The sequence below is a fragment of the Marinobacter azerbaijanicus genome, assembly GCF_030250645.1.
Taxonomy (GTDB): domain Bacteria; phylum Pseudomonadota; class Gammaproteobacteria; order Pseudomonadales; family Oleiphilaceae; genus Marinobacter; species Marinobacter azerbaijanicus.
Genome location: NZ_JASSVS010000001.1, coordinates 631,604 through 658,410 on the forward strand (window position 1 = coordinate 631,604; position 26,807 = coordinate 658,410).

Annotated in this window: 28 protein-coding genes; 3 read left to right on the forward strand and 25 right to left on the reverse strand. The window is 57.9% G+C overall.

The annotated features are described in order from the left end of the window. Positions 1-14: 14 nt before the first annotated feature. The 14 genes from QPM17_RS02850 to flhA form a co-directional block, all read right to left on the reverse strand. Complete coding sequence (locus QPM17_RS02850; protein WP_285388569.1) at positions 15-407, reverse strand: DUF2802 domain-containing protein; 393 nt, start codon at positions 405-407, stop codon at positions 15-17. Between the two features lie 67 nt (positions 408-474). Next, entirely contained in the window at positions 475-963 is a 489-nt protein-coding gene (locus tag QPM17_RS02855) for a chemotaxis protein CheW (RefSeq protein ID WP_285388571.1), read from the reverse strand. A 132-nt stretch (positions 964-1,095) separates the two neighbouring features. Further along, positions 1,096-1,878: a chemotaxis protein CheW gene (locus tag QPM17_RS02860; protein WP_285388573.1), complete on the reverse strand. Its 783-nt coding sequence runs from the start codon at positions 1,876-1,878 to the stop codon at positions 1,096-1,098. Then, a complete protein-coding gene (locus tag QPM17_RS02865) occupies positions 1,871-2,668 on the reverse strand; it encodes a ParA family protein (RefSeq protein WP_285388574.1) in 798 nt (265 codons plus the stop codon). Before QPM17_RS02865 ends, QPM17_RS02860 begins: the two co-directional genes overlap by 8 nt. 210 nt (positions 2,669-2,878) lie before the next feature. Continuing rightward, entirely contained in the window at positions 2,879-3,661 is a 783-nt protein-coding gene (gene motD, locus QPM17_RS02870; protein WP_285388577.1) for a flagellar motor protein MotD, read from the reverse strand. A gap of 28 nt (positions 3,662-3,689) precedes the next feature. Beyond that, positions 3,690-4,427, reverse strand: a complete 738-nt coding sequence (locus tag QPM17_RS02875) for a flagellar motor protein (RefSeq protein ID WP_285388578.1) — start codon at positions 4,425-4,427, stop codon at positions 3,690-3,692. After that, positions 4,427-5,566 carry a protein-glutamate methylesterase/protein-glutamine glutaminase gene (locus QPM17_RS02880; RefSeq protein ID WP_285388579.1) on the reverse strand — a complete coding sequence of 380 codons (1,140 nt, stop codon included), beginning with the start codon at positions 5,564-5,566 and terminating at the stop codon, positions 4,427-4,429. Before QPM17_RS02880 ends, QPM17_RS02875 begins: the two co-directional genes overlap by 1 nt. 36 nt (positions 5,567-5,602) lie before the next feature. After that, positions 5,603-7,771 carry a chemotaxis protein CheA gene (locus QPM17_RS02885; RefSeq protein WP_285388581.1) on the reverse strand — a complete coding sequence of 723 codons (2,169 nt, stop codon included), beginning with the start codon at positions 7,769-7,771 and terminating at the stop codon, positions 5,603-5,605. 17 nt (positions 7,772-7,788) lie between these two features. After that, the gene (locus tag QPM17_RS02890; RefSeq protein WP_285388582.1) at positions 7,789-8,577 is read right to left on the reverse strand and encodes a protein phosphatase CheZ; all 789 of its coding nucleotides are present in this window, start codon (positions 8,575-8,577) and stop codon (positions 7,789-7,791) included. Positions 8,578-8,598: 21 nt separating this feature from the next. Continuing rightward, positions 8,599-8,982, reverse strand: coding sequence for a chemotaxis response regulator CheY (gene cheY / locus QPM17_RS02895; protein ID WP_114613228.1), 384 nt, complete (start codon positions 8,980-8,982; stop codon positions 8,599-8,601). A gap of 178 nt (positions 8,983-9,160) precedes the next feature. Continuing rightward, positions 9,161-9,892, reverse strand: coding sequence for an RNA polymerase sigma factor FliA (locus QPM17_RS02900; RefSeq protein ID WP_285388584.1), 732 nt, complete (start codon positions 9,890-9,892; stop codon positions 9,161-9,163). A gap of 30 nt (positions 9,893-9,922) precedes the next feature. After that, positions 9,923-10,735 carry a MinD/ParA family protein gene (locus QPM17_RS02905; RefSeq protein WP_285388585.1) on the reverse strand — a complete coding sequence of 271 codons (813 nt, stop codon included), beginning with the start codon at positions 10,733-10,735 and terminating at the stop codon, positions 9,923-9,925. A 43-nt stretch (positions 10,736-10,778) separates the two neighbouring features. Further along, entirely contained in the window at positions 10,779-12,083 is a 1,305-nt protein-coding gene (gene flhF / locus QPM17_RS02910) for a flagellar biosynthesis GTPase FlhF (RefSeq protein ID WP_285388587.1), read from the reverse strand. A gap of 60 nt (positions 12,084-12,143) precedes the next feature. Then, the gene (gene flhA, locus QPM17_RS02915; protein ID WP_285388590.1) at positions 12,144-14,312 is read right to left on the reverse strand and encodes a flagellar biosynthesis protein FlhA; all 2,169 of its coding nucleotides are present in this window, start codon (positions 14,310-14,312) and stop codon (positions 12,144-12,146) included. A 225-nt stretch (positions 14,313-14,537) separates the two neighbouring features. Here flhA and upp point away from each other — a divergent pair, with 225 nt between their 5' ends. The 3 genes from upp to QPM17_RS02930 are packed head-to-tail and all read left to right on the forward strand — an operon-like array spanning position 14,538 to position 17,270. After that, positions 14,538-15,176, forward strand: a complete 639-nt coding sequence (gene upp / locus QPM17_RS02920; RefSeq protein WP_137434967.1) for a uracil phosphoribosyltransferase — start codon at positions 14,538-14,540, stop codon at positions 15,174-15,176. 2 nt (positions 15,177-15,178) lie between these two features. After that, positions 15,179-16,435: a uracil-xanthine permease family protein gene (locus QPM17_RS02925; RefSeq protein WP_285388592.1), complete on the forward strand. Its 1,257-nt coding sequence runs from the start codon at positions 15,179-15,181 to the stop codon at positions 16,433-16,435. Next, entirely contained in the window at positions 16,416-17,270 is an 855-nt protein-coding gene (locus tag QPM17_RS02930; protein ID WP_285388593.1) for a class I SAM-dependent methyltransferase, read from the forward strand. Before QPM17_RS02925 ends, QPM17_RS02930 begins: the two co-directional genes overlap by 20 nt. Positions 17,271-17,599: 329 nt before the next feature. Here the strand turns inward: QPM17_RS02930 and flhB are convergent, their stop codons facing one another. From flhB to QPM17_RS02985, 11 genes are all read right to left on the reverse strand, one after another. Continuing rightward, the gene (gene flhB, locus QPM17_RS02935; RefSeq protein WP_285388595.1) at positions 17,600-18,736 is read right to left on the reverse strand and encodes a flagellar biosynthesis protein FlhB; all 1,137 of its coding nucleotides are present in this window, start codon (positions 18,734-18,736) and stop codon (positions 17,600-17,602) included. A 79-nt stretch (positions 18,737-18,815) separates the two neighbouring features. Further along, positions 18,816-19,598: a flagellar biosynthetic protein FliR gene (fliR, locus tag QPM17_RS02940; protein WP_285388597.1), complete on the reverse strand. Its 783-nt coding sequence runs from the start codon at positions 19,596-19,598 to the stop codon at positions 18,816-18,818. Between the two features lie 6 nt (positions 19,599-19,604). After that, complete coding sequence (gene fliQ / locus QPM17_RS02945; protein ID WP_285388598.1) at positions 19,605-19,874, reverse strand: flagellar biosynthesis protein FliQ; 270 nt, start codon at positions 19,872-19,874, stop codon at positions 19,605-19,607. A gap of 12 nt (positions 19,875-19,886) precedes the next feature. Beyond that, positions 19,887-20,651: a flagellar type III secretion system pore protein FliP gene (fliP, locus tag QPM17_RS02950; protein WP_285388599.1), complete on the reverse strand. Its 765-nt coding sequence runs from the start codon at positions 20,649-20,651 to the stop codon at positions 19,887-19,889. A gap of 1 nt (position 20,652) precedes the next feature. Beyond that, positions 20,653-21,132: a flagellar biosynthetic protein FliO gene (gene fliO / locus QPM17_RS02955; RefSeq protein ID WP_285388601.1), complete on the reverse strand. Its 480-nt coding sequence runs from the start codon at positions 21,130-21,132 to the stop codon at positions 20,653-20,655. Between the two features lies 1 nt (position 21,133). Then, a complete protein-coding gene (gene fliN, locus QPM17_RS02960) occupies positions 21,134-21,661 on the reverse strand; it encodes a flagellar motor switch protein FliN (protein ID WP_285388603.1) in 528 nt (175 codons plus the stop codon). Continuing rightward, positions 21,654-22,655, reverse strand: a complete 1,002-nt coding sequence (gene fliM / locus QPM17_RS02965; protein ID WP_285388605.1) for a flagellar motor switch protein FliM — start codon at positions 22,653-22,655, stop codon at positions 21,654-21,656. Before fliM ends, fliN begins: the two co-directional genes overlap by 8 nt. A 49-nt stretch (positions 22,656-22,704) precedes the next feature. Continuing rightward, the gene (locus QPM17_RS02970; RefSeq protein ID WP_285388606.1) at positions 22,705-23,214 is read right to left on the reverse strand and encodes a flagellar basal body-associated FliL family protein; all 510 of its coding nucleotides are present in this window, start codon (positions 23,212-23,214) and stop codon (positions 22,705-22,707) included. Between the two features lie 154 nt (positions 23,215-23,368). Beyond that, a complete protein-coding gene (locus QPM17_RS02975; protein ID WP_285388608.1) occupies positions 23,369-24,589 on the reverse strand; it encodes a flagellar hook-length control protein FliK in 1,221 nt (406 codons plus the stop codon). Between the two features lie 85 nt (positions 24,590-24,674). Beyond that, positions 24,675-25,019: an Hpt domain-containing protein gene (locus tag QPM17_RS02980; protein WP_285388610.1), complete on the reverse strand. Its 345-nt coding sequence runs from the start codon at positions 25,017-25,019 to the stop codon at positions 24,675-24,677. Continuing rightward, on the reverse strand, positions 25,016-26,779 hold the full coding sequence (locus QPM17_RS02985) for an ATP-binding SpoIIE family protein phosphatase (RefSeq protein ID WP_285388611.1): 1,764 nt from the start codon (positions 26,777-26,779) through the stop codon (positions 25,016-25,018). The genes QPM17_RS02980 and QPM17_RS02985 overlap by 4 nt, the downstream gene beginning before the upstream one ends. Between the last annotated feature and the right edge of the window lie 28 nt (positions 26,780-26,807).

Here is a 26,807-nt window from a genome sequence, read left to right on the forward strand (position 1 = left end):
GTAACAGCAGAGTATCAGGCCGCCTGACGTTTTCTGAGTGCTGACACCAGCTCGGCCTCGGGACGGGAAATTCCGCAGGTATTCATAAGATCGTCGATATCGGCCCCGAGATCAACCAGTCTTGACGCTTCATCGTAGGATATTCTCAGGGGGTCATTCTGGCGCATTTCATCAAGCATCCCGCGCAATTCATGAAGCTGGCGCTCGCAGGTAACCACCCGCTGCCCCACCCCCATGCTGCCACTGGCCGTCGCATGAAGCTCCCGACCCAGAATTTCGCAACGCTCTTTCAATTGCTCACGGAGTTTCTGGTTTTCCCGGCGTGCCAACAGGCCCTGAGCGAACAGCAGACCCAGGGCAACGGTGGTCAGTAGCCACGGGGCCAGGGAAGAGATTTCTGCAAACATGATGGACGTCCTCGGTTAGTTTAACCACGGGGCGTCCATCCTGCCTGCTGTCCGGTGATACCCGGTATCACAGTGCGGAGATTTCAGCCCACTCGTGGTCTGTCAACATCTTGTCGAACTCGACCAGTATGATCAGCTCGCCGTTCTTGTTACACACGCCCTGGATGAACTTGGCACTTTCCTCGTTCCCCACGTTGGGCGCGGTCTCGATTTCACTGGCTTTCAGGTACACCACCTCGGCAACGGAATCCACCAGAATACCCATTACCTGGTTGGACGACTCCATCACCACAATGCGTGTTGCGTCCGTTATTTCCGCATCCGCCAGGCCAAAGCGACGGCGGGTATCGATAACGGTCACCACATTGCCCCGCAGGTTAATGATGCCCAGTACATAGTCCGGAGCACCCGGAACCGGCGCGATTTCGGTGTACCGCAACACTTCCTGGATCTGCATGACATCAATGCCATAGGTTTCGTCATCCAGCCTGAAGGTTACGTACTGCAGTACCTGATCATCCTGGGCCTGATTTTGCTGTCCGCTCGGGGATGCCATAGCCTTAAGTCTCCTGTTCGGCTGCCCGGCGGGCAGCCTGATCGTCAAAAAGTCATCATCAGTGCCCAATACTATAGTTCAGGGCACAAACCGTGCCAGCAGAGCACGGTTTCATTCAGTAACCGGAGTTTGCTAGCTGAGATCGAGGTGTTGTTCACGCTCGGCCCGGACCAGCAGATCCGCCATGGTTTTTACGTCGATCAATGCGCACATGTGGTCAACCACCGTTCCCGCCAGCCATGGCCGCTTGCTGCGGGCCGTACGCCAGCGCACTTCATCCGGCTTCAGCGTAAAAGACTGGGCCACGTCATCGCAGGCCAGCCCCCACTCGCTGCTGTCCAGCCGGATCACAAAGCGATAATTCTCCCTGGCATCAGCGGGCGCCCGGCCGGCCATGATCCACTCTGCGGTATCCACTACCCGGAGATTGTGGTCCCGGTCCGGTCGCATGCCCATATACCAGCGGGGGCTGCCGGGAATCGGCTTTACCGGCTCTTCAATACGATGAATGGCTCCCAACAGGATCAGTGGTACCGCCAGTTGCAGTCCTGCCACCGTAAAAATAAGACACTCGAAGGGCTTGTCTGACCATTCAGGCCGGCCCGGTGGTTCCGCTTCGGGGGGCGACGGAATATCGGCAGCCTTGTTTTCCTCAACCGGCGGAGGCTCAATCTCCGGTGCCTTTTCCACTACCGGCGTCACCGGCTTCCGCGCTTCAACATCCGGTTCTGCCGTTGGCCTCACGGCAACGGACGCAGGCGGCGGTGCCACGCGGGCACGCTTTCGGGCCTGCGGTACCGGTGGCTCCGGTTTTTCTTGTCGGGCGGTGTCCGTTGCTGTGTGCAGCAACTCATCCAGATAACTGGCGATGGCCGATGTGGGATCGGTTACCTGCGTCAATTTCTTGTCAGGCATGCCGGCGCTCCGACACTGAGCCGGTCATTTCCTGCAAGTCCTTCAGCAGGTGGGCATAGGCTCTTACGCCATGGGTATCTGCTTCCAGCGAGGACGGGGTCACACCTGCCTGGCTGGCATCACGGAACTTGGTGTCCACCGGAATGGCAAATCGCCAGAGTGAATCGGCATGGGTTTTCCGCAACTGATTGAGACTTCTCACTGAAGCCTGGGTACGCCTGTCAAACAGGGTTGGCACGATGGTATAGGAAAGCTGGTTCTTCTGGGAACGCATGATCATGGCGAGCGTATGCAACATCCGGTCGAGACCCTTGATGGCCAGGAACTCGGTCTGAACCGGGATAATCAGATGTTGTGCCGCTGCCAGGGCGTTCACCATCAGCACCCCAAGCGACGGCGTGTTGTCCAGCAAAACATAGTCGAAATCGTCCCACAACTGGGCCAGGGCCCGGGATATGATCAATCCCATTCCCTCGACACCCACCATTCGACGCTCAAGGGTTGCCAGCGCGGTACTGGCCGGCAACAGAGAAAGCCCCTGGCAACTGGTTTCAGTAATCAGCTGCGCGGGCAAGCCCTCAGGCACCTTGCCCTGGTGCTGAAACAGGTCGAACACACTATGGGCAATGGAGTCCGGATCATATCCGAACCAGCTGGTCAGCGATCCATGGGGGTCCAGATCGACCACCAGCACGCGTTTACCGCTTTCAGCCAGCAGACCACCCAACGCTACAACCGACGTGGTCTTTCCCACCCCGCCTTTTTGATTGGCTACTGCCCAGATTCGCACGCTGCACTCTCCACGCTGCATTCTCCAGAAATATCAGTCCCGGAAATGCCGGAAACCATACGGAGTTATCGGCCATCATCCGGCCAACTTGAAAACAATCGGCAAGGGATTGCCGGCATTAAAGATGTACAGGAGTTAATACAGATATTGTGCCAACTTGCCTATAGGGACCTTCCGTCATCTGCACGCAAGTGGCTGAGTGTAATGCGGTTATCGCATGGCCCCGCGAATACTGGCATCCCGGGACACCAGCAGAACCACGCGCCGGTTGCGGCGGCGTCCCTCTTCGGTGTCGTTGCGGGCAACCGGCTGATGTTCACCATAGCCCACCGCTGCCAGGCGCTCCGCCTCAACACCTTCCATGGCCAGCATTCTCACTATGGCTGCAGCCCTTGCTGCCGAGAGCTCCCAGTTTGAGGGGAAGGCATCGGTTCGTATGGGACGATTGTCAGTAAAGCCCTCCACCCGGATCGCATTATCACGGTTACGAAGCACACCGGCGATTTTCTCCACCACCTCAAAGGCATCGTAGTGGGGTTCTGCATCGCCACTGCCAAACAGCAGACTGTTGCGCAGACTGAGCTCCAGCCATTCGTCACTGGTTTCCAGCGTCATCACCCCCTGGTTGATCAGCTCATCAAACTCCAGCGCTAGCTGGTCCGCCATGGCGCGAAGCGCCTCGGTGCGCCCCTGCTCATTCATCGCCGGATTCTGTGGCGCCTCTGTCACCGGGGGCGAGATGACGTCCTCCGGAGCCTGGGGTGTAGAGAGTCTGGGCCGGTCACCCACCTCAATGGGCTGGAAAGAACGCTGGGGCGCGTTGAAGACGCCGGTCAATGTCTCTGACAGCACCTTGTACTTGCCCTCGTTTACCGAAGACACGGAATACATCACCACAAAGAACGCAAACAGCAGGGTTATGAAGTCGGCGTAGGAAATCAGCCAGCGCTCCTTGTTGTGAAGGTCATCATCCTGCCGCCTGCGCCGTCTCATGATCCCGCCCCATTCCGCAATAACGGCACTACAGGAAGCCCCGCAGGCGCATCTCGATGGATTTCGGGTTCTCGCCGTCAGCGATGGCGATAATGCCATCAATCATCATGTCTTCATAACGGGTACGTTCCCTGAGGATACCCCGCAACTTGTTGGCAACCGGGAAGAACAGCAGGTTGGCCAGAGCCACCCCGTAGATGGTGGCCACAAAGGCGGTTGCAATGCCGCTACCAAGTGACTGAGGGTCCTCAAGGTTGGTCATCACCTGGATCAACCCCATCACAGCACCAATGATGCCTATGGTTGGCGAGTAACCACCCATGGCCTCAAAAACGCGGGCCGATTCCAGATCCCGCTGTTCCCGGGACTCCAGGTCCACCTCCATGATACTGCGAATGGTTTCAGTCTCGGCACCGTCCACCAGCAGCTGAAGCCCCTTGCGGGCGAAGCGTTCCGATTCCTTTTCCGCCAGCCCTTCAAGCCCCAGCAAGCCCTGCTTGCGGGCTTTGACGCTCCAGTCAATCACCTTACCGATGCCGTCTTCCAGGCTGATATACGGGGGGAAAAATACCCAGCGCGCCTGGGAACAGGCGCGCTTCAGCAGTGGCCAGGAGGTCTGCAGGATAGTCGCGGCCAGGGTGCCGCCGATAACAATCAGCGCTGCCGGCCCATTAAACAGTGAACTGACCGCTCCCCCTTCCAGCAGGTTTCCGCCGAGGATGGCCACAAATGCCAGGATTACCCCAAGCAGGCTGAGTATATCCATCAGCTCACCCCATCAACCAGACGCGGGCCGATGTCATCAAGCGCGAGCACTTCATCCGTCAGACCGGCCTTGGCCACAGCCATCGGCATACCGTAGATCACCGATGTTTTCTCATCCTGTGACCAGATATCAGAGCCACTCTGTTTCATGAGCCGGCAGCCCTCCTTGCCATCCGCTCCCATGCCGGTGAGGATCACGCCCAGGGTCTTGCCCGGGAAACTGCGCGCCAGTGAGCCAAAGGTGACGTCCACACAAGGCTTGTAGTTAAGGCGGTCATCCCCGGGGAGAATACGCACCCTGCCCTGACCGCCCCGGTTCTCTATCATCATCTGCTTGCCGCCTGGCGCCAGCAGTGCCAGACCCGGTTTCAGGATGTCGCCATCGGCAGCCTGGCGAACCTCGATCTGACAGAGCTTGTTCAACCTTTCTGCGAACGCCGGGGTGAAACTCGCGGGCATATGCTGAACCAGGACCAACGGGGCGGGAAAACCAGCCGGCAATGCCGTCAAGACCCGTTGCAGCGCCACCGGTCCACCGGTGGATGTTCCGATGGCAACCACACTGTAGTGCTTTGCCGTTACGCGGCGGGAAGTATGCCTGGTCGGCGCTTGCGGCTCTGGTGCCGGCCGCGGGACATCCCGGGCACGCTCTGGCTGCGGCCTGCCGTGCGTGGTGCGTTTTTCTGCAGACGGTGCCGGTGCCGATGATGGCGCAGTCGAAGCTGCGGGCTTTGCCCCGGGCCGGCTGCCCGCCACATCCAGTATACGATCGATCAGAATCTTCTGGAGTTGGCTGGAGTCCCTGGCAATCTCCTCGAAATTCTTGGGCAGGAAATCAACAGCACCGGCCTCAAGGGCATCCAGTGTGACCCGTGCGCCTTCGTAGGTCAGGGATGAAAACATCAGTACCGGAGTGGGAGACCGCTTCATGATCTCGCGGACGGCAGTGATGCCATCCATCACGGGCATCTCGTAGTCCATGGTGATGACGTCGGGCCGCAGTCTTTCAGCGAGCTCCACTCCCTCGCGACCGTTTGTGGCAACGCCCACAACCTTGATCTGGCCGGACGCGGTCAGAATTTCCGTCAGTCGCTTGCGGAAGAAACCTGAATCATCAACGACCAGGACAGAAACCGTCATCCATTTCTCCTAAACCCCGGGCCCTGCCAAAAAGTGTCAGCCGTAATTCTGCAGCAGGCTTGGAACGTCAATTATGAGTGCAATGCGGCCATCACCCGTGATGGTTGCCCCCGCCATGCCCGGAGTTCCCTGCAGGGCGCGGCCGAGCGGCTTGATCACCACCTCCTCCTGGCCGACCAGCTGGTCGACCACGAAGCCGACACGACGGGTGCCCATGGCAACAATCACTACGTGGGCATTCTCGGGTTCCGGCTCTCCCGCCGCTCCCTTGACCAGCCAACGCTTGATATGGAACAGCGGAAAAACCTTGTCACGAACAACGATGCATTCACGACCGTCCACAATATTCTTTTTGCTCAAGTCGAGATGGAAAATCTCCACCACATTCACCAGCGGCAAGGCGAAGGACTGATCCCCGAGCATGATCATCAGAGTGGGCATGATGGCCAGCGTCAGCGGCACCTTGATGACAATGCGCGAGCCTTTGCCCAGTTCGGACTCAACGTTCAATTGACCGTTGAGCTGGCCAATCTTGGTCTTGACCACATCCATTCCCACGCCACGACCGGAGACATCGGAAATCTGGTCCTTGGTGGAAAACCCGGCAGCGAAGATCAGGTTGTAGCATTCCGAATTGGTCAGACGGTCGGCAGCATCCTGGTCGTAAATGCCCTTTTCCACCGCCTTTCGGCGAAGCACATCCGGGTCCATACCGGCACCATCGTCCTCGATGGACAACAGGATATGGTCACCTTCCTGCTCCGCGGAAAGGGTCACCGTGCCCTGGCGGGGCTTGCCTGCTTTCTCGCGGACCTCCGGCGCCTCTATACCGTGATCAACCGAGTTGCGGACCAGGTGAACGAGCGGGTCCGACAGTGCTTCCACCAGGTTCTTGTCGAGGTCGGTATCTTCGCCGTGCATCTCGAGACTGATTTCTTTCTTGAGACTCCGAGCCAGGTCACGAACGACCCGAGGAAAGCGGCCAAATACTTTCTTGATTGGCTGCATCCGGGTTGCCATTACCGCAGACTGGAGGTCAGTGGTGACGACATCAAGATTGGAAACGGCCTTGTGCATGTGCTCGTCTTCGCTCTGCGCACCCAGGCGTTGCAGGCGGTTACGCACCAGTACCAGCTCACCCACCATGTTCATGATGTCATCAAGGCGCTTGGTGTCCACCCGTACCGAGGTCTCGGCCACCGGCGCATTAGCGTCACGAGCGGGCATTGCAGGCGCGGTGGACGTTGCGCCGCCCTTGCCTTCAGGCGCCCTTTTTTCTGTTTTGCCCGCCGGCTCAACCGGCTTGTCGGCTTTGGTGCCGGAAGGTTCCGGCTCCGGTTGCCCTGCGGCAGACGCTGACGACTCCCTGGCGGAATCCGCCGTGGGGCTGCCACCCTTGCCATGCAGATCGTCCAGCAGCTTTTCGAACTCGTCATCCGAAATCAGGTCATCACCAGTCTTCTGGTCATCGGCCCTGTTGCTGTCTCCGCCGCCCACGGCAGCACCCTGCTTGTCGTTACCTGCCTTATCAGTTTCAGGCGGGCCCGAAAACTGGCCCTTACCGTGCAACTGATCCAGCAGAGCCTCAAATTCATCATCGGAGATTTCGTCGTCGCCGGCGCCGTTGCTTTCGTCAGAGGCCGGTTTGTTGCCGGCGTTCGGCGCCGGCGCACTCTTTTTCTCGTCTTGCAGGGCATCCAGAAGCTGTTCGAACTCGTCATCAGTGATATCACCGCCATCCTCGTCCGGGCTTCCCTCGTCGGCGGTTCTTTCCTCCCGCTGACCCACGGCGGCGCTCGTCTCCGGGGCTTGCCCGGCAGGCTTGGCCAGCGCGTCCAGTGCGGCAATCAGTTCGTCCGGTGCAGGAGTGGGTTCCTCGTGGTGACGAACCTGTTCAAACATGGCATTGACATGGTCCAGAGCTTCCAGCACCACGTCCATCAGCTCAGAGTCCACCTTGCGCTTGTGATTGCGCAGGATGTCGAACACGTTCTCGGCGGAATGACAGCAGTTGACCAGGGCATCCAGCTGAAGGAACCCGGCACCACCTTTTACGGTGTGGAAGCCACGGAAAATGGCGTTGAGCAGATCACTGTCATCCGGATGTTGCTCAAGATCGACCAGTTGCTCGGACAGCTTTTCGAGTATCTCGCCTGCTTCAACAAGGAAGTCCTGCAGGATCTCTTCATCGGCATCAAACGCCATGGGTTACCCTCTTTTGCTCAGAAACCGAGACTGGACAGAAGATCATCAACATCGTCCTGGCCCGATACAACATCTGCACGTTCTTCGGCCTTGATTTGTGGCCCGACACCCTGCTCCGCGGATTCTTTTTCCTTTTCTTCAAGCTCGTGCACGGTACCTGTCATCTGGTCAACGTGGCTGGCCATCACCACCAGATTCAACAGGTGCTCCTCCACCTCCTTGACCAGCGTGGTGACCTTCTGGATAACCTGACCGGTGAGGTCCTGAAAATCCTGAGCCAGCAGTATTTCCGACAGGTTGTCGTACATGGCGCCAGCGTCTGTATTCAGGCTGACAAAAAAAGTATCTATACGGGCATAAAGTTCACGGAACTCTGCGGGAGCCATCTCGCGGCGGCGAAGTCTTTGCCACTCATCCCGGAGCTCTGCCGCCTCATCACGAATGGCGCTGGCCCTGGGCATTGCTTCTTCCACCAGGTCCATGGTCCGGTTTGCGGCCTTTCCGGTCATCTGGACAACGTATTCCAGACGGTCCGATGCGTCGGTCATCTTTGACAGCGCCTCGGACTGTTCGGCATTACGCGGATCAATCTGGAAGTTGCGGATGGCCTCGTGGAGGCTGCGGGTCAGCCGACCTACTTCCCGGTACAGACTCTGATCCCTTACCTCGCTCAGTTCATTGATCAGGGTCATGGCCCGGGCATATTCCCCGGCATTAACCTGCTCAACGAGCTCGGCAGCCTGAGTGCGGAGTTTTTCCGTAACCTCGGGGTCGAGACCCTGTTCGTTCCTGTTACTTTTGCTCATGGGAGCCCGTCCGACCTCTGGTTACTGGATTCGCTCGAAGATCTTCTCAATCTTCTCCTTGAGTACTGCGGCAGTGAACGGCTTGACCACATAACCGTTCACGCCTGCCTGGGCAGCAGCGACAATCTGGTCGCGCTTTGCCTCGGCAGTCACCATCAACACCGGCAGGGTCTTGAGGTTCTCATCCGCCCTGACCTCCTTGAGCAGGTCCAGCCCTGACATGCCGGGCATGTTCCAGTCTGTCACCAGAAAATCGTATTTACCGCTTCGGAGCATTGGCAGTGCGGTATTGCCGTCGTCCGCTTCGTCGGTATTGGTAAAGCCGAGATCACGAAGCAGGTTCTTGATGATCCGTCGCATGGTGGAGAAGTCATCCACGATCAGGATTTTCATATTCTTGTCCAATGGGACCTCCAGTTTAAAACGCCCGGAATTCGTTTTAGGCTTCCGGCTTCCAGTCTAGCAAGCCGGCAGAATAACCGCTTATTGTGTTGCCTTTCGCCCAGTTGTAAAGCGCCGGTTACCAAAAGGCTACAGTAAAGAATGCTTTGCAACGCTACGCCCGGTCACTGGGCAACGGCGCTCACTGCTTCCAGTCGGAAAGCCGCCCCCGCAGGCGGAGCGCTGCCTGGCTGTGAATCTGGCTGACGCGGCTTTCACTGACGCCCAGAACAGCGCCGATCTCCTTCAGATTCAACTCTTCCTGGTAGTACAGGCTCAACACCAGTTTTTCCCGTTCCGGCAGATCACCAATGGCCTGGGCCAGACTCTTCCGGAAGTTGTCGGATGAGAGCCCCTCCAGTGGATTATCGCTGGTTTCTACTTCTGCTATCGGCAGCTCTCCGGATTCATTGAGCTCATCGAGACTAAAAAGTCTGCCGCTATTGGCATCGCTCAGCGAGGAATGGTATTCATCAAGGCCAAGGCCGAGCTCCTCGGCGACTTCCCAGTCCAGGGCTTCGCGACCCAGACGGTCCTCAACAGCCTTGATGGCCTTGGCAATTCGGCGGGAGTTTCTATGAACGGAGCGGGGAACCCAGTCACCCTTGCGGATCTCATCCACCATCGCTCCGCGGATCCGGATACCGGCGTAGGTTTCAAAGGTAGCCCCCTTCGTGGAGCTGTAGCGCTGGGCCGCTTCCAGAAGGCCGATCATGCCCGCCTGCATCAGATCCTCCAACTGGACCGAAGCTGGCAAACGAGCCATAAGATGAAGCGCTATTTTCTTGACCAGCGGAGCCTGTTCCTCAACAAGTTGAGAGGGCCCCTGGGTGCCGGTTCGATGGTAGATTCCAAGTTCTTTCGCCAATGTCATGTATCCGGCTTTTCAGTGACAGGATCAAAATCAGACTTCGACGAGCCGCTCCACAAAAAATTCCAGGTGCCCCCGCGGAGACTGTGGCAGTGGCCAGCTGTCAACTTTTTCCGCCAGGCTCTTGATGGCAAGTGATGCCTTGGCACGGGGATAGGCATCCAGCACGGCGCGCTGGCGCTGGACCGCCTTTTTCACGGCCTCGTCGTAAGGCACTATACCCACATATTGTAGTGCTACATCCAGAAACCGCTCGGTGACTCTGGTCAGTTTTTCGAAAAGGTGGCGGCCTTCCTGCTCATTACGCACCTGGTTCGCCAGAATACGGAAGCGGTTGGTGCCATAATCACGATTCATCAACTTGATCAGTGCGTAAGCGTCTGTGATAGAGGTAGGCTCATCGCACACGACCAGCAAAATTTCCTGTGAGGCACGGAGGAAGCTGACCACAGACTCGGAGATACCAGCTGCCGTATCCACAATCAGGACATCGATCTGGTCGCCCAGTTCACTGAAGGCATTGATCAGGCCGGCGTGCTCGAGAGACGATAGCTGGGTCATGCGCTGGGTACCGGAGGAGGCCGGCACAATCTTGATTCCGCCCGGACCATTGACCAGCACATCGCGCAGATCGCATTCGCCCGAAATAACATCCTGAATGTTACGGTTGGCGGTAATCCCCAGCAATACGTCGATATTGCCGAGGCCGAGATCGGCATCAAGCAGAACGACGCGCCGTCCCTTCTGCGAAAGGGCAATACCCAGGTTCACCGCAACGTTACTTTTGCCAACGCCACCTTTCCCGCCGGAAACCGCAATCACCTGTACCGGATGTGGTTTGCTCATACTGACTCTGATCTCTTGCCACGTTTAACCGCAGGCTCTGTTGTTATGAAACAGCGACTGCCTCTTGCTGCTGGAGTTTTTTAAGCCTTTCCACGGCCAGCCGCACCAGCGGAATGGATTCGGCGTGGTGCAGGTCTTCGGGGATTTTCTGTCCGTCAGTGTAGTAGGCCACCGGCAATCCCGTTTCCATGACAAATCCCAGCGATTCTCCCAGGGTCAGCGCTTCGTCGATTTTGGTCATCACACAGCCCGTGAGATTTGCCATCTTATAGCAATGCCAGACGGATTTCATGATGCGCGGCTGACTGGTTGCGGAAACCACAAGGTGGGTGCGAATCCGGTGATGGCTGCGAGCCAGTTCCGTCAGTTGCTCCTCATACCCCTTGTCGGTACTGGTAAGGCCAGCAGTGTCAATCAGCACAAGGTGACGGTCTGATAACTCGTCCAGTATATCATCCAGAGAATGAGTCTCGTCGACCACCCTTACCGGCACATTCAGGATACGTCCGAATACGAACAACTGCTCATGGGCTGCCACCCGGTAACGGTCGGTAGTGACCAGCGCCAGGGAATCGGCACCGTGACGCAACACATAATGGGCGGCAAGCTTGCCTATGGTGGTGGTTTTTCCAGAGCCGGTAGGCCCCACCAAGGCATAAACACCGCCCTCTTCCGCCCATTCGGCGCGGGCGGTTTTTACGCCGGCAGCCAGCATTTTCAAGGATTGCTTCCAGCCATCCTCAAGACGTCCGGCACGGTGACGACGGGACAGGGAGCCCGCGAGCTCATGGCCCAGACCAAACTCCTGTAACCGTTCTGCCAAACGTTGCTGAACCGCATTCACGGCCGTTTTTTCGGGCTGGGAGCCACGATTGGCGCTGACCAGGTCCCTCAGAGAACTGATTTCCGCACGCATCTGTGCCAGTTCGCCGGAATAGTCAGACCCCGAGCTGACAGGGTCTTCCAGCGCCATTTCACTGCCGCCAAAAACTTTGTCGGCCAGACTGGGGCCAGCATCGATCGGATTTGCACCATTATTCCGACTACCCGACACCGAGCGCTTTTCCCGTACTTCGCGGATGCGCTCACGGGAACGGCCAAGCTCATCCTCCAGGCGGCGATGTTGTTCCGCCTGCAGCTCCGCCAGCCGGGAGCCGTTGGTCGACTCTCCCACCGAACTTCCCAGGCGCTGACGCGCCATATTTTCGTCATAATCCAGTGCAGTCACAATTTCGACGCCACCATCCACGCGGCGGTTGGACAGAATCACCGCCTCAGGGCCCATCTGCTCGCGCACCTGGCGCAGCGCCTCTGCCATACTCTGGGCAAAAAACCGTTTTACTTTCATGATGACTCTTCCTCCCCGGTCAGCGCTTTCCGGCGCCTTCCGCCTTGCCAGCCGCGACCTTTACTGGCCTACGGATGCCACAATGGTGATCTGTTTGTTATCCGGAATCTCCTGGTAGGACAACACGTGCAACCGCTCTACCCCGAAACTTGCAAATTTCGCCAACACCGGTCGCAGTGGCCCGGACACCAGCAGAATCGCCGGCTTGCCCATCATCTCCTGGCGCTGAACGCTGTCCTGGAGAGAGCGTTGGAGCTTCTCGACCATATTCGGCTCCAGTACCAGCCCGATGTCTTCCTGACCGCCGGATTGTTGACTCTGCTGCATAGACTTAAGCAATAACTGTTCCAGGTCAGGATCAAGTGTAATAACAGGGATTTCGGAGTCATTGCCACAAATACTCTGAACGATCATCCGGCGCAGTGACTGGCGGGCAACCGTCGTCAGCAATTTCGGATCCTGGCTTTTCGGATGCACATTCACAATGGCTTCGGCAATGGAGCGCATATCGCGGATCGGCACTTCTTCCTTCAGCAGATTCTGAAGCACCTTCAGCAACAGACTGATGGAAATGGTGGTGGGCACCAGCTCTTCCGCCAGCTTCGGAGATACTTTCTCCAGCTGGTCAAGCCACTTCTGGACCTCCTCATGGCCCAGCAACTCATGGGCATGCTTCTGAAGGATCTGATTAAGGTGTGTTGCCACCACGGTGCTGGCATCCACCACCGTGTAACCGAGAGTCTGCGCCTGGTCTTTCTTGTCTGGCTCGATCCAACTGGCATCCAGGCCAAAGGCAGGGTCCTTGCCCTCAATGCCCTCGATCTTGCCAAACACCTGCCCGGGATCGATGGCCAGTTCCCGGTCCGGATGGATTTCGGCCTCGGCAATGGTGACGCCCATGAGGGTGATGCGGTACACGTTGGGCATCAGATCAAGATTGTCGCGTATGTGGACCGAGGGCATCAGAAATCCGAGATCCTGCGAAAGCTTCTTGCGCACCCCCTTAATGCGGCTCAGCAGCTGCCCGCCTTGGGACTTGTCTACCAGGGGGATCAGCCGGTAACCCACTTCCAGACCCACAATATCCACCGTGGCCACATCATCCCAACCCAGCTCACGGGTCTCGCCCGGAGGAGGAAGCTGGGCTCCCTGGTCACCACCATCACCACCCGAGGTAATATCGCGGCCTGCAGGCCTTGCTCCGCCGCCCCTGACCGGGAAAGCCCCCTCTTCCTCGACGGTCTGACGCTCCTGCTGCCAGATATACCACGCAATACCACCGGCAATGGCGCCAAGGCCAAGGAAGGCGACATGGGGCATACCCGGAATCAGACCGAGAATAACCAGAATCACCGCAGCAATGCCCAGCGCCTTGGGCGCATTGAACATCTGCTGAAGGATCTGCCCGCCCATGTCCTGGCTGGAGGTCACCCGTGTCACCATGATCGCTGCGGATGTAGACAACAGCAGTGACGGAATCTGGGCCACAAGGCCGTCACCGATGGTCAGTAGTGCGTAGTTCTGGGTAGCGGTGCCAAAATCCAGCCCGTGCTGCACCATGCCAATGGCGATGCCACCAATGAGGTTGATCGCCAGGATCAACAGGCCGGCGACTGCATCGCCCTTGACGAACTTGCTGGCGCCATCCATGGAACCATAGAAATCCGCCTCCTGGGCAATTTCGGAGCGGCGGTGCTTGGCTTCGTCCTGGTTAATCAGGCCGGCGTTGAGGTCCGCATCAATCGCCATCTGTTTGCCCGGCATGGCATCCAGGGTAAAACGCGCGCTGACCTCGGACACCCGGCCGGCGCCCTTGGTCACCACCAGGAAGTTGATAATCATCAGAATGGCGAACACCACCAGACCAACGGCATAGTTACCACCAATCAGCACCGCACCGAAGGATTCGATGACCTTACCGGCGGCATCCCCGCCTTCATGGCCGTTGAGTAGCACGATCCGCGTGGAAGCCACGTTGAGTGCCAGCCTCAGCAAGGTGGCCACCAGCAGCACCGTGGGAAAGGATGCAAACTCCATGGGGCGCAGGGCGTATACACACACCAGAAGAATCACGATGGAGAGCGTGATATTGAAGGTAAAGAAAACGTCCAGCATGAACGCAGGCATGGGCAGAATCATCATACCCAGAAGTCCCATCAACATGATGGGTACACCCAGATTGCCCCGCGTCAGGGATTTGACATTATTGAGGACTAACGCTCGATCCATGCCGGAACTTTCTCCGATAGCCGGTTAACCGCGGTGATCCGCGAGTGGTTTTTTTGACGCTGAGGCATCAATTGGAAGGATATGGGCAAGATCCGTACCAGCCCTTACGGATTTTCTGTTCACCATGCCTGACGGGCATGACGATATACGGTATCCTTGCGCCATTTGCCGGCACTTGCGCCGCGCAGGCAACCAGACACAGACCGGAATCCCAAAGGTGAACCCATGCCAATCCACGAGGTAAAACACCCGCTGATCCGCCACAAACTTGGCCTCATGCGACGCGCTGACATCAGCACCAAGAATTTCCGTGAACTGGCCCAGGAAGTGGGCGCCCTGCTGACCTACGAGGCCACCAAGGATTTCTCCCTGCAGAAGAAAACCATTGAAGGCTGGGCCGGCCCGGTGGAAATCGAACAGATCCAGGGCAAGAAGATCACCGTCGTTCCGATTTTACGCGCCGGCATGGGTATGCTGGACGGCGTCCTGACCCTGATTCCTGGCGCCCGCGTGAGTGTTGTCGGCCAGGTACGAAATGAAGAAACCCTGGAAGCCAGCACCTACCTTGAGAAACTGGTGGGGGAACTGGACCAGCGTATGGCGATGATCGTGGATCCCATGCTTGCTACCGGCGGCTCAATGATTTCCACCATCGACCTGCTGAAGAAAGCGGGCAGTACCGAGATACGGGCGCTGGTTCTGGTGGCAGCACCGGAAGGCATCGAAAAAGTGCTGGAGAAGCATCCGGATGTGTCCATCTACACCGCCTCGATTGACGAACGGCTGAACGAGAAAGGCTATATCCTGCCCGGCCTTGGTGACGCCGGCGACAAGATTTTCGGCACCAAGCAGAAGGACGTCTGATTATGCAGGATCACCTGAACGACCCGGTCTGGAAGCAGGCCATTGCCGGCTCACAGATGTTGCTGGTGGCCTTTGGCGCACTGGTACTGATGCCACTGATCACCGGCCTCGATCCTAACGTCGCCCTGTTCACCGCCGGTATTGGCACCCTGATTTTCCACATCGTCACCGGCGGCCAGATTCCCATATTCCTGGCGTCTTCCTTTGCCTTTATCGCCCCTATCATTGCCGCCAAGGGACGCTTCGGCCTTGAGGAAACCCTGGGGGGATTGATGGCTGCGGGTATCCTCTACATTATTCTGAGTGGCGCCATCCGCCTGCGGGGCACGGGTTTCATCACCCGCCTGCTACCGCCGGTGGTCATCGGCCCGGTCATTATGGTGATCGGCCTCGGCCTTGCCCCGGTAGCCGTTCATATGGCCTCCGGCCGCACCGGTGACGGCGCTGAGCAACTGGTGCCCTACGACACTGCGGTATGGATCGCAATGATCTCACTGGCTGTAACCGTTATCATGGCCGTCTGGGCCAGCGGGATTTTCCGGCTCATTCCGATCATGTTCGGGATTATCGTGGGCTACATCCTCTCGGCTATTGCCGGCATCGTAGACCTGTCTCCCATCAGCGACGCACCCTGGTTCGCTATCCCCAACTTCGTGACGCCGGAATTCAGCTGGGCAGCCATCCTGTTCATGATTCCTGTGGCCATTGCACCGGCCATTGAACACATCGGCGACATCCTGGCCATCGGCACCGTTACCCGCAAGAATTACCTGGAAAAACCGGGCCTGCACCGTACCCTGCTTGGCGACGGCCTGGCTACCAGTGCCGCTTCGGCCCTTGGCGGCCCACCCAACACCACCTACTCCGAAGTCACCGGCGCGGTGGTGCTGACCAGAAACTTCAACCCGAAGGTGATGATCTGGGCTGCCTGTATCGCCATTGTTCTGGCCTTCGTGGGCAAGTTCGGCGCTGCCCTGCAGACCATTCCCGCGCCGGTGATGGGCGGCATCCTGTGCCTGCTGTTCGGTTCCATCGCGGTCGTGGGCCTGAACACCCTGATCCGCCACCAGGTGGACCTGTCAAAAGCCCGCAACCTGGTCATCGTAGCCATCACACTGGTCTTCGGTATCGGCGGTATGGCGATTGGTAATCTGGAAGGCATTGCCCTGAGTGCTGTAGTGGCCATTGCCCTGAACCTGATCCTGCCCGGTAGCGGTGAGGCATGGGGTAGCAAGATTCATGAGCACGACACGCTCTAAAGACAGCACAGGCATCAGCTTTACCGCCCTCTACACCGGTGCCGTCTGGCACCGGCACGGGCTCTCGGATGACGTGCTCGCCACCGGTCAGGGCCGGTGGTTCTACCACCTGATGACCCCCTTCGAAGCCGGGAGCAAGGCGCTGATCGGCGGCAACCTCCGCACCTTCCTGCTGCAGCGCCACCTGATCATCGATCATCTGATCGAGCAGGCCCTGGAGCGTGGCGTTACCCAGGTACTGGAAATCGCCTGCGGCATGTCCCCCCGGGGTATCCGCCTGCGGGACAGGCACCCCCGACTCCACATGGTGGAAGCCGACCTCCCCGACATGGCCACCAGAAAGGCCGCAAGATTGCTGGTTGCCGGCCGCCTGGGTGATAACCACCAGGTAATGCCCGTCGACATTCTGGCGGAAGATGGCGAGCAATCACTGGAAGCAGTGGTGGAAAGAGCTTTCGACAACAACGAACCCATGGTCGTGGTCACCGAGGGCCTGACCAGTTACTTCTCCCTGCCGGTCATTTCAGAATTCTGGAAACGCCTGGCCCGGTTGATGGACAGGCGCCCGGGCTCGGTGTATCTGTCCGAAAGCTACCTGATGCCAAAACAACCGCTGTTGCGGGGCAGTCTGAAGGCCCTCGGTGGCTTGCTGGGATCTGTTACCCGGAGTGATGTCAGCTTTCATTTCCTGGATGACCAGCAGGCCGCTGAGCACTTTATGGCTTGCGGCTTTCCCTCTGTAACGGTCTACAACCCTGCGGACTTTTACGGCCGACTTCCGATTCCCGAGAGCCGGAATGATCCCATGGTTCGGGTTGTTGAGGCATGGTCCTGACTTTTTTGACTGATAATTCGGTGGCAGCGGGTGTGGGGAAGGGCCTCCCAAAAAACGCCCGTGAATACGTCCCTGTAGGGCTCGGTCGCGCCATCCCTGGCGCTCCACGTTTTTGGGAGGCCCTTCCCCACACCCGCTCGAGCAACGGTAATATCGCAGGCAAGATAATTTGCATCCGTAGGTCGGATTAGCGAAGCGTAATCCGACATCGTGAGCGTATATCGATGACATTTGTCGGATTACGCTTCGCTAATCCGACCTACGTTGTGGTGTTTTGGAGTTATCTGAGAGGCCAGAATTGGCTCTGCGGGCAGGCTACAACGTCAGACTCAAACATCCCGCCGCAAATCCGAAGGAATCGGAAAGTCCGGAACATGGGGCTTCTGGCCGCGTCCCTTGCGGAACTGGCGAAGCTGGAATACGTAGGCGAGAACCTGTGCAATAGCCATGTACAGGCCATCCGGGATTTCGCCGCCCACCTCGGTATTGTGGTAAACCGCCCGGGTCAGAGGCGGCGTACGGAGGATATCCACCTTGTTCTCCCGGGCAATCTCCATAATCTTGAAAGCGGTTTCGTCAGAGCCCTTCGCCACCACTATCGGCGCGGCCATCTTCTTCTGGTCGTACTTCAACGCCACCGCATAATGGGTCGGGTTGGTAATCACCACATCCGCGCTGGGCACGTCCTGCATCATCCGGCGCTGCGCCATTTCACGCTGCAACTGACGTATCTTGCCCTTCACTTCCGGCTTACCCTCGGTGTCCTTGTACTCGTCCTTCACTTCCTGCTTGGTCATGCGCAGTTTTTTCTGGTGGTCGTAGATCTGGAACGGCACATCAATCGCAGCAATTACAATGGTGGCGCAGGCGAGGATGAAGAAGCTCCAGCCCAGGGTCCACAGCACGTGCTCCATGGCCGGTCTGGCGGCCTCCTCGGAAATGCTGAGCAGGTCTTCCGTTCGCAGGTTGAGGATCAGGATGGCCACCGCCAGAACAAGACCCACTTTCAGGATGGCCTTGACCAGTTCGATCAGCGAGCGCGCCGAGAACATGCGCTTGAGGCCCTTCAGCGGGTCCATGCGGTTGAGCTTCGGGGCAATGGCCTTGCCGCTGACGAGCAGTCCACCGATGCCGATGGAGCCGGCGATGGCGGCAACCAATAGCAGAATCAGTATGGGTGCCAGTGACAGGGCCGCTTCTTTGGTTGACGCAATCAGCTGGACGCTCATGTGCCGGGTGTCAAAAATGGCGGAGCGTTCTATCACAAAGCTGTCGCGCATGATGCTTTCCATGGACGCCCCCATGGAGGCTCCAAACATCAGCAGGCCGCCGGCGCCGGCGATCAGCACAGCCATGGTTGCCAGTTCTTTGGAACGCGCGGTCTGGCCATCCTCCTTGGCTTTTTCAAGCCTTCGGGGGGTGGCCTCTTCGGTTTTTTCCTGGCTGTTGTCGTTTTCTTCGGCCATGGTTTTCTGTCTTAGCTCTGGTGTGTCGGTCGGTGGGGATGGCTATCCCCACCGACCTCTGCGAACCCCAGTGTCAGATCTACGGCTGACCCTGCAGGTTTCGCATGAACTCGAATGTTTCCCTGGTGTACTGCTCGAAGTGCGGCAGAAAATTGGCGTGCAGCACCCATATGGCAAATAATCCAAAAATCAGGCCAATCGGGAAGCCAAGGGCGAAAATATTCATCTGGGGGGCGGCGCGGGTCATGACGCCGAAGGAGATATTGACGATGAATACGGCGGTGACGGCCGGCAACGCCAGTAGCAGGGCCGACACGAACATCCAGCTGATGCGGTGGGCCAGTTCCCAGACGCCCTGCTGTCCCAGGCCTTCGAGGCCGATGGGGAGGGTGCGGAAGCTTTCAATGAAGACTTCGAAGGCTACCAGGTGCCCGTTCATGGCCAGATACAGCAATGTAATGGTGATGGAGTAGATCTGCGCCAGTACGGGTACGTTGATGCCATTGGCCGGGTCGACCATGGAGGCGAAGCCGAGGCCCATCTGCATGGCGATCATCTGCCCGGCCACCACGAATAGCTGAAACAGTGCGGTAAGGGCAAACCCCATACCGACGCCGATCAGGATCTGCTGCAGAGTGATCACGACGGCGTCGGCGCTGAAGGGATCAACCTGGGGGACCGGTGGGATCATCGGCACCACCAGGATAGTGATCAGCAGTGCCAGCCCCAATCGGATCCTGGCGGGCACCAGTTGGGTGCCGATGAACGGGATAACCATCATGAAGCTGGCCAGCCGGAACAGCGGCCACAGGTGTTGCCCAATCCACTGGTTTATCAGGTCGGCTGATATTTCCGTGGGCATGCCCGGTCAACCGATCAGGTAGGGAATGCTGGTTATCAGCCGTTCCGCGTGATCAAGAAGCTGGGTAAGCATCCAGGGGCCGGCCACGATGATGGTGATCAGGGTGACCAGAAGGCGGGGCAGGAAGCTCAGGGTCTGTTCGTTGATCTGGGTGGCGGCCTGGAAGGTACTGACCACCAGACCGATGACCAGTCCCGGGCCGATGATGAGGCTTGCCAGCAGCACAATCATCCACAGCGCTTCCCGGAGAATGTCGATAACGGTTTCGGGTGTCATGAGTGCGCTCCCCTATATCCCGTAACTGGCGGCCAGTGTGCCCATGATCAGGGCCCAGCCATCCACCAGCACAAACAGCATGATCTTGAACGGCAGCGAGATGATGATCGGTGACAGCATCATCATGCCCATGGCCATCAGCACGCTGGCGACCACCATGTCGATAATCAGAAACGGAATGAACAGTATGAACCCGATCTGGAAGGCGGTTTTCAGCTCGCTGGTCACAAAGGCCGGCAACAGTACCCAGAAGGAAACGTCCTGGGGGGTGGCGTACTGCTCGTCAGCAATGCGCATGAACAGACCCAGGTCGCTCTCCCGGGTCTGCGCCAGCATGAATTTACGGAACGGCTGGCTGGCCTGTTCCACGGCCTCCAGCGAGCTCAGCTCTTCCTGCATATAGGGCTGTAACGCAACTTCGTTCACCTCTTCCAGAACCGGTTTCATGATGAAGATGGTGAGAAACAGGGTCAGACCGAGGAGAATCTGATTGGACGGAGTGGACTGCAGGCCCAGGGCCTGCCGGAGTATGGCGAACACGACGATGATGCGGGTAAACGACGTCATCATCATCAACATGGCGGGCAGGAAAGTAAGCGCCGTCATCAGCGCCAGGATCTGCAGTGACACCGAGTACTCCTGCACGCCCTCTTCTTCGCCGGGCGTTACCGTAAAGGCAGGAATGCCCGGTATATCTGCCAGAGCTGCGGGCGCCCAGGTGGTAAGCAACACAAGAGCCAATAACGCCAGGATGCGGCCGGAAGCCTGCGCCAACATGTCAGGAACCTTCCCTGGATGAAGAGCCCGAACCCCAGGACTTGCCAATCATACCCTGGAGCTTGCGGGCAAAATCACCGGATGCCGGCTCACCGGAACTGACGACCGGTTCGTCGAACACATGCAGTGTGCGGATCGTGGAGGGAGTAACGCCCACCAGAATCTGCTTGCCACCCACTTCGATCAGCGCCACCCTTTCCCGCGTGCCCATGGGCATGACCGACACCACCTTGATGGCGCGGGTATTGCCGCCACTCATTCCGCCCATGCGCCGTACAATCCAGGCACAACCGAAAATAAGGGCAAGAACGGCCAGCAAGCCGGCCCCGAGGGTCAGCATGGTAATCAGGGTATCCGGAGTTGATGTCACTTCCTGCGCAGGGGTGTCCTGTTCCTGGGCCGTCGCCAGGACCGGTAACACCAGCGCCAGGAACAGGCCAGTGAACCCGTTACGAGCCAGGGGACCAGAATGCAAGGCCATATTACTTCTGCAACCGTTTGATACGTTCGCCGGGGCTGATCACGTCTGTCAGGCGGATACCGAACTTCTCGTTCACCATCACTACCTCACCATGGGCTATCAAGGTGCCGTTAACCAGAACATCCAGCGGCTCGCCCGCCAGACGGTCCAGTTCAATCACCGAGCCCTGGTTCAGCTGCAGCAGGTTCCGAATCGGAATCTGGGTGTTACCCACCTCCATGGAGATGGTGACAGGAATATCGAGAATAACGTCCAGATCCGGTGCCGGCCCGCTGCCCTGACTGAAGTTTGTTCCCTCCGGAAACTCCTCCATCGGAGCTGCCCGTACGTTGTCCCGACTGGCCCCGGAATCTTCCCCGGTACCATCATCGTCGCCGGTTTCACCCGATTCCGCCATGGCGGCGGCCCACTCATCCTCACGGCTGTCTTCGTCGGCATCGCCAGACTCTTCCATGGCGGATTCCCACTCGGCAGCGAGCTTTTCGTCTTCGCTGAGCTCCTGCTCATCTTTCTTGTCGTCATCAGCCATTGTTGCGTCCCACCTTCAGTTGCTTCTTCACCTTGGGCACAGTTGCCCGCTCATGAATTCTCAGTGCCAGTTTTCCGTCGCGAGTGCCCATCGTGGCTTTGTAGATAGGGATCCCATTGGCGGTCAGGGTCAGTAATTCGGGGATTTCCACCGGAATGATATCGCCCTCCTTCAACTTGGCAATTTCGCGAAGGGAAATGCGACGCCGGCACACCGTGGTATTGATGGGAACGTTGACTTCCTTGATGTCTTCCTGGAGGGCGCTGACCCAGCGTTCGTCCACATCGTCAATATCACTCTGGACACCCGCATCCAGCACGTCCCGGATGGGTTCGATCATTGAATACGGCAGCGCCATGTGCAGCTCTCCACCGCCACCATCCAGTTCGATGTGGAAGGTGCTGACCACTACCACCTCGCTGGGGCTGACAATGTTGGCCATGGCCGGGTTCACTTCTGAGCTGAGATACTCGAAGTCCACCTTCAGTACCGCATGCCAAGCTTCCCGCATGTCGTGAAAAACCTGGTCCAGCACCATCTGCACGATGCGGGTTTCCGTGGGTGTGAATTCGCGACCCTCAATCTTGGCATGGCGGCCCTCGCCGCCAAAGAAGTTGTCCACCAGTTTGAACACCAGCTTGGCATCCAGAACGAACAGGGATGTACCGCGCAGCGGACGAACCTTACAAAGGTTCAGACTGGTGGGTACATACAGGGTATGGATATATTCCCCGAACTTCATGATCTGAACGCCACCAGTGGACACATCGGCATTGCGGCGTAGCAGGTTGAAAAGGCTGATCCGGGTATAACGGGCAAAACGCTCGTTGATCATTTCAAGCGTAGGCATGCGACCGCGAACGATGCGGTCCTGGCTGGCAAGATCGTAGGACTTGATGCCGGTCTCGTCAGCTTCCTCGTAGGTATCGATGTCGCCGTCATCCACACCGTGGAGAAGCGCATCAATTTCGTCCTGTGACAGTAAGTCCTGCATACGTATCTCTGCCCCTGATATCTGCCCTGGCCGGGCCCTGTTGCATTATCTATTGAACGACAAAGTTCCTGAACAGTACCCGCAGCAAGGGAGGCTCCCCCTCCTGTTCAAGGGCACTGTTGACGGCCTCCAGCATATCAGCGGCCAGCGCCTGCCGGCCTTCGGGTGTCTGCAACTCATCAAACTGCCTGTTCCCGAGTACACTGATCAACCTGCTCCGCAACAGCGGCATATGCCGGTTCGCAGCGGCCAACGCCTCTGGATTATTGGCTTCAAAGGCGAGATACGCCTGCGCATAACGCTGCCGCCCTTCCGCCTGTACCGTTGTGACCAGCGCCTTGTCCAGTACAGTGTAGGTACTTGGAACGAAGACCTCTGCCTGCTCTTCTGTCTCTTCGTCGCCTTCGCCGGTGATACCGGGAAAGCCCCCTCCCAGAAACCACATTGTTCCAATCACTGAGAGTCCGACGGCCAGAACAACCACCAAAACCAGCAGTATAATCAGCTTGAGCTTGCCTTTCTTCGCCGGCGCCGCAGTGGGCGCATTGTCTTCAGCCATATCGTGCTTCTGCCAGAAATCCGTCAACCGGACAGGTTATATAACAATCAAGCAAAGGGCGGGCCAGGTAGCCCCACCCTCCTTATCAGAACAGCAGTTTAGCGTTGCAGCGGAGGATGGGCAAAAGAAGAATGACCGGAGAAAGGAAATGGCGTCAGGCGAAGATATCGACTTCGCCTTTCCAGGTCAGATCCAGGGATTCCAGCGGCCGGTCCTGATCTTCAGGAGCCGCATCCGCCATGACTCCACCGCCATTTCCATCCCGCTCATCTGCGCCCTCTTCGCTGGCCTGATGTTGTGGAGAGTCTGAGACGTCGAATTGTTCAAGGGACAACCCCTGCTCGCTTAACATGTCCCTGAGACGATGGCTATGAAGTTCCAGTTGATCCCGGACTGCCGGGTTGGCCGAATGCACAGTTATGTTCGCCTGTTCCTGCTGAACCTGAACACGTACTTCCATTGGCCCCATATCCGGTGGCGTCAGGTGGATCTCCGCAACCGACATATTACGCGCCGTCAACCATGTCAGCTTGCCAACCAGTTTGTCACCCCACTCCGCGTGATTGACCGGCACATCGATAGACGTGGTATACCCCCGTAACGGCGAAGAATCCGCCAGCAACTTTGCACTGTTGGGATTGGCTATCTGCTGGTTTGCCAACTCCGCCGCCGCGTTGAAACGTATGGCACCCTGAACCAATGGTGCCTCCTGAGTCCGGGCGCCATCGGTAATCATGCCCGACATCAGCGCCTCCGTCAGGGCGGATCCGCCCCCCGCACTCTGCCCGGTTGCCTGACCCGGTTTACTACCTGCCATGCCAGGCAACCCTGCAATGACGCCGGCAAATGCCTGCACCCCTGGCATCATGCCGTTACCGCCGCCCTGGCCAACACTCTTCCCGGTAGCTAGCGGCTGCGCATTGCCATCGACGCCATCAGCCGGCATTAACAGCGCCTGAAGACCAGCAAAGGTCAGGGGAACGGCCTCTTCGGGAGCTACCTGCTCTGCATCTGCCCGGGGAGCGGTTTCTTCAGCCTGAGGACTGGTATCAGCCGTCACCAATGATTCATCCGACTCGCGCTGGGCACGGTTGTCCTCGTTCCGGGTCTCCGCAGCCGCAGATGATTCCTTGCGATCGTCCGGGCGTTTGTCGCTGCTTTGTTCCTGGCGAACCTGCTCGTTGCCGCGCTTATCTTCAGCGCGCGCCCGATCCCGTTTTTCGGCCTGTTTTCTGTCCAGTCGCTGCTGCTCAGCGCGGGAGACCGAGTCAAATTCGCTGTCACCGCTTTTCTCACGGCCGCCCGATGCCGGCTTTACACTGCTATCGGACCGCGGCCCCTGGGGGGATGTCTGGGGAAGAACCATTTGAGACATGGCAACCTCTTGCCGCTTTTTGCTGATTGGGATTCATCTGTCTGTGTTTACAGATCACTCAGCAAAAGCAGTGCCATTCGTGATGTTAATGCAGAAATTCTTTGAGACCTGCTTCAACTTTCCGGAACTCACTTTCAATGGCATCCACCAGCTCAGCGGCTTCCTGCAGGCGACTCTCACGCCCGGCCTTTTCCGCGTCAAAACACAATTCGCCCAACCGGGGTGCTCCGATGTTGATGCAACTACCCTTGAGGCTGTGTGCGGATTTGGAAAACCTGTCCGCGTCTTCATGCTCCAGAGCGGAACGCAGATGGGCAATGCGGTCCGAGGAATCCATAAGGAAGGTTTTGATGAGAATGTCGAACTCATCCTCCATCACATCCCGCAGTTCGGCCAGTGCTTCTTCATCAAGGTGTGGTTTGTCTATCATGACCAACCCCCAGTTTGTGAATTGGTATTGCCATCCCGGGCGGCAACCTCGGAAAAATGCCAATCATATACAATTTCCGCCCGGGTGCCATACTCTCTGAAGGTGAGTGAACGTCCCAGCTTGCGCAAAAGCATCAGCCCCCTCCCTGAATACCCACTCTCATTGTTGGCCGGAGAAGGGTCAAGGTAATCGAAGCCGGCGCCACTGTCTTCGCAAACAATAGTCAGTTGCCCACCCCAGTCAGTCATGGTGTGGGTCAGGGTAAAACGGATGAAATGGTCGGACACCGACTGCAAGCGCCGCTCTCTTTCTGCGTAGTAGCGCCCGAAACCATCCGGCGTCGCCTTCCAGTCTGAACTGAGGCCCAGCACACCATGCTCCAGAGCGTTGGTGTAAAGCTCCGACAACAGCGTGTATATCTCACCACTCTTGCGGCGCAACCCCGGCACCTCCATACAGATATGAAGCAGCAGGGGCAGCGGGCTGAACTGTTCCAGTGAACGGTCCTTGATTTCATAGACACATTGCCACTCTGCAGGCCCTTCCAGTGCCGACTGCGGCAAACGCTCGGACACCCCCACCAGCTCAGACTCCTCCACCATCTGCAGTGACAGCAAGGTTACGTCATCCTGTTCCTGCTGGTTGCCAGTGAATGCATGGATTCCCTCCATCACCACGTCGAAAGGTGAACCGGCAGTGCCGGCATCCGCAAGCGAGCGTTTAAGACGCTCCTCGCCGTACATTTCACCTTGGCGATTCTCGGCTTCCATAACACCATCGGTCATCATGAGCAGGGTGTCTCCCGGCTCTGTGTGGAAGACTTCCATACCGGCGTCGAAGCGTGCGGCATTGACAACACCCAGCGGCAGGTGGCGGGATGCAATGCTCTCCAGCGACCCATCCTTTCTTACCAGAACACCGTCCGGCAACCCGCCATTCCATATCTGCAACTGATTGAGATGGAAATCGGCCTGAATCATCGCCGCGCAGCAGAACATGCCCGTCGGCATGATGCGGCCAAGCTTCTGGTTGATCTCCCTGAGCACATCACTGCCGCTGAAACCCTTGCTGGTCATCCCGTAGAAAATTTCAGCCACCGGCATGGCCCCGATCGCCGCAGGCAGCCCATGACCAGTGAAGTCGCCAACCAATATCTGCATCCCCCCCGCCGGGCGCGGGCAGGCAAAGAGAACATCACCATTGAAAATCGACATGGGTGAGGCGTGATAGCGTATATTCGGCGCACTCAGACAGCCCGTATGGGCCACGTTATCGAATACCCGCTTGGCAACTTTCTGTTCTTCGAGGAGCTGGCGATTGCGGTCACGGATAAGGTCGCGATGATGGCTCAGGGTGCGATGCATCAGCCGCATGCGGTTGAACGCGTTGATCTTGGCTTCGATGATGATCCGGTTATAGGGCTTGGTCAGAAAATCGTCGCCACCGGCTTCCAGGCAACGGGCCAGTGCGTCGGCATCGGACAGGGACGTCAGAAAGATAAGGGGTACCAGGCGCTCTCCCGCCAGTGCCTTGATGTGGCGAGCCGCTTCCATGCCATCCATCACCGGCATCAAAGCATCAAGCAGAACAATGTCCGCGCCGGAGCGGCGGAAAATTTCGACAGCCTCCTCACCATTGCCTGCGTCTTCAACCTCATGGCCCAGACGCCGGAGAAGGGTTTTGAGAATCAGACGGTCACTGTCGCTATCGTCGGCGATCAGAATCCTCAGCGGCCGGTTGTCTGAGAGTGAATCATCCACAGCGAACCTCCGCGACACCGGAATGTCA